We start from the raw sequence: 2,539 nt of genomic DNA, 5'->3' as shown, positions 1-2,539 counted from the left end.
CCCCGCCGATGTGGTCGAGTTCGGCGGCGCGGATTATCTCGCCGCCATCAACCGTTCCGCCGACAAATACCGAATCATCTCGGAGATGTGCGACTGGGCGAAGGAGAACCGCATCTACAGCTTCAACAAGCTCGTCGATTACGCCCGCGCAAACGAGCTTGAGTGGTTCATGGCGCTCTCGGACAACTGCGCGATTTTCATGCGTGAGTACTTGAAGAGCTACCGCTACGACTTGCTTTCAGGTGAGGAAGAGTAGGCGGGTCAAGGTTGCGGCTTTAGCCGCCGAGAATCTTTTTCGCGAAGCGGGAAAGATTCGTAGCCTTGACGCGGCGGGCAATCGAATAGACCAGACTTGATTAAGGGTCGATGGACGCTCTGCTCCATCGACCCTTTCCTTGCCCTCGTCCCAACAACGGAAAACTTGCTTGTTCGAACCAGGGGAGTTCCCGGACCCGCAGGGTTCGGGATACTGCGTCACTCCCCTGGAGTCCCGAACCCCGAACCCGAACCCTGCGGGCATAAAACGGGGAGGTTTGGAGGGGTGCAACCCCTCCATTTCGGCGCAGCCGACAGGGCAAGGAATGGGTGCCGCCACCCATGACGCGCAGCAATCTCGACCGCTGGGAGGATTGCGGAGAAGCCCCGCAGGGCACGTCCTTACCGTAGGTAAGGTCTAACGTGCTAGACTTTAGTCGGTTAAAATCTGACGCAAGGCGGTTCGGCTATGGCACACATCCAAAAATACAAGGCTTCGTCGGTCGGGCACATGCTCGCTCACTACAGGCGCGACAAGTCCAGTCTCGGGCGCGAGAACATCGACCCGAAGCGGTCGGATGCGAACATGGTGCTCGGTCACTACGAAAACAAGGACGGGAAGCTCGTTGTCGGCAAGGTCCGTACCCGCGAGGGCGAGCCGAATTGGGCGACGGTTGAAAGGCGCATCGAACGCGTGAACGAAGAAGCCAAGGAGGCTGGAAAGCGAGCTACGCGCAAGGACGCGGTGGTGATGGCTGACGTAGTGGTGACGCTGCCCGAGAACGTCCGCAAGGGCGATGAGGGCAAGTTCTTCCGTATGACCTATTGGTATCTCTCGAAGAAGTTCGGCATTGAAAACATGATGGGCGGGTTCGTGCATGGGGACGAGGTTCTGAAGGACGGCACGCCAGCCCGTACCCATATGCACGTGCCGTTCACCCCGATACTTGATGGGCGGTTCAATTACAAGCAGATGTGCCCCCGCACGTTCTATCGGTCGATGCACAAGGAGCTGGGGGACTATCTGGAAAGGGCTTTGGGTTACCGACCCGAAATCGAGCTTGGCGAGGAGACGCGTGCGCGGCGCGTGTATGCGGACAAGTCCGCCGACATCGAGAAGGTGCGCAAGAGCGTTGACGACGGCATTGTGAAGCCCGCAGAGCGTCAGGCGGCGCAAGTGGTGGGCGAAGCAGAGCAGCGAGCCGCAGAGACGCTTAGGGCGGCTGAGGAGAGGGCTGCCGAGCTTGACGCGGCAATCAAGGGCAAGGAGGAGGAGCTGGCGAGCCTTGAAGCCAAGGCGATAGGCGAGTCCGAGCGATTGGAGTGTCTTCGGCAACGAGCGGACGGGGTTGCGCGAGACGTTGAGGAGCTTCGACCCATCGTTGCCGATGTTCGGGGCTGGGAAGCTGCGGGGAAAGCTGAGCGCGGCGCAATCCTCGATAGGATCTGCGCTAAGTGCGATGGACTCGCGAGCCGAATCAGAGCAGACGTTGCGGGAATACGGCTCAAGGTGGAGGAGCTTAGAAGCCGAATATCGCGCCCGCTCGAATATCTGATGCCGAAGCCGAAGACGGAGAGTTACGGTCTGGAAGACATGATGAGGGATGCCAAGCGGGCGGCGGAAGCCTACAACCGCGCCCGACCGCACGTGCCGCAGCAGCGTGGGCGCGGTGCGCGATGATTGATACGCTCGCTCTGCTCGCTGATTGATATGCGCTGGTAGACGTGCGAAAAAGAAAGGGCACCGCATTATGCGATGCCCTATAATGTTTGGTGCTGGTTCTGGTTGCAGCCACAACCAGCGAAGAGAAGAACGGATTGCGGCTCCGTCCAACTGCATTACCCATTTTAGCAAGACCACGAGGTCAGGGCTAGAAGTAAACGTAAAACGGAGCCGCTTTCCATGGTTGGAAGGTGGCTTTTTTCATGGCTTACAAAGACCCGGAGAAGCAGCGCGAAGCTCGGCGCCGCTACGAGGAAAAGAACCGTAAGGGCAAGCAGCACAAGATTTGGTGGGCGTACCTCTATGAGGATTCCGCGCCAGACAACTTCCTCGACCTCATGCGCGAAAGCGGCATGGAGGGCCTCGCGATGAAGCACGATCGCGACGTGACGGCGGCGGGCGAGGTGAAGGAAGCCCACTGGCATGTTGTGGTGCGCTTCTCGCACGCCGTTCAAGCAAAAGAAGCCAAAGAGGTGTTGACCTCATTTGGGTGCAAGGAAGCGAGTGTGCAGTACCGCGACAGCTGGACGGCCGTCGCACGCTACCTGTGCCACATGGACG

General features: G+C 59.2%; 3 protein-coding genes. All 3 read left to right on the top strand.

Features of this window, described 5'->3' with window-relative positions; all coding sequences use genetic code 11:
- Positions 1-256 (top strand): Rep family protein (locus DW178_RS11060; RefSeq protein WP_118351516.1); only part of this gene is annotated, 256 nt, incomplete at its 5' end.
- Positions 257-724: 468 nt separating this feature from the next.
- Positions 725-1,936: a plasmid recombination protein gene (locus DW178_RS11055; RefSeq protein ID WP_118351513.1), complete on the top strand. Its 1,212-nt coding sequence runs from the start codon at positions 725-727 to the stop codon at positions 1,934-1,936.
- A 245-nt stretch (positions 1,937-2,181) separates the two neighbouring features.
- Positions 2,182-2,539: Rep family protein (locus tag DW178_RS11050; protein ID WP_199669308.1), on the top strand; the 358-nt coding region annotated here is incomplete at its 3' end.

This window comes from Eggerthella sp. AM16-19 (genome assembly GCF_003474385.1).
Lineage (GTDB): Bacteria > Actinomycetota > Coriobacteriia > Coriobacteriales > Eggerthellaceae > Senegalimassilia.
This window is presented reverse-complemented; position numbering and strand designations above follow the sequence as displayed.

Excerpts from the sequence above, each read along its gene's own strand:
- DW178_RS11055 (WP_118351513.1), top strand. The coding sequence starts at position 725 with ATGGCACACATCCAAAAATACAAGGCTTCGTCGGTCGGGCACATGCTC.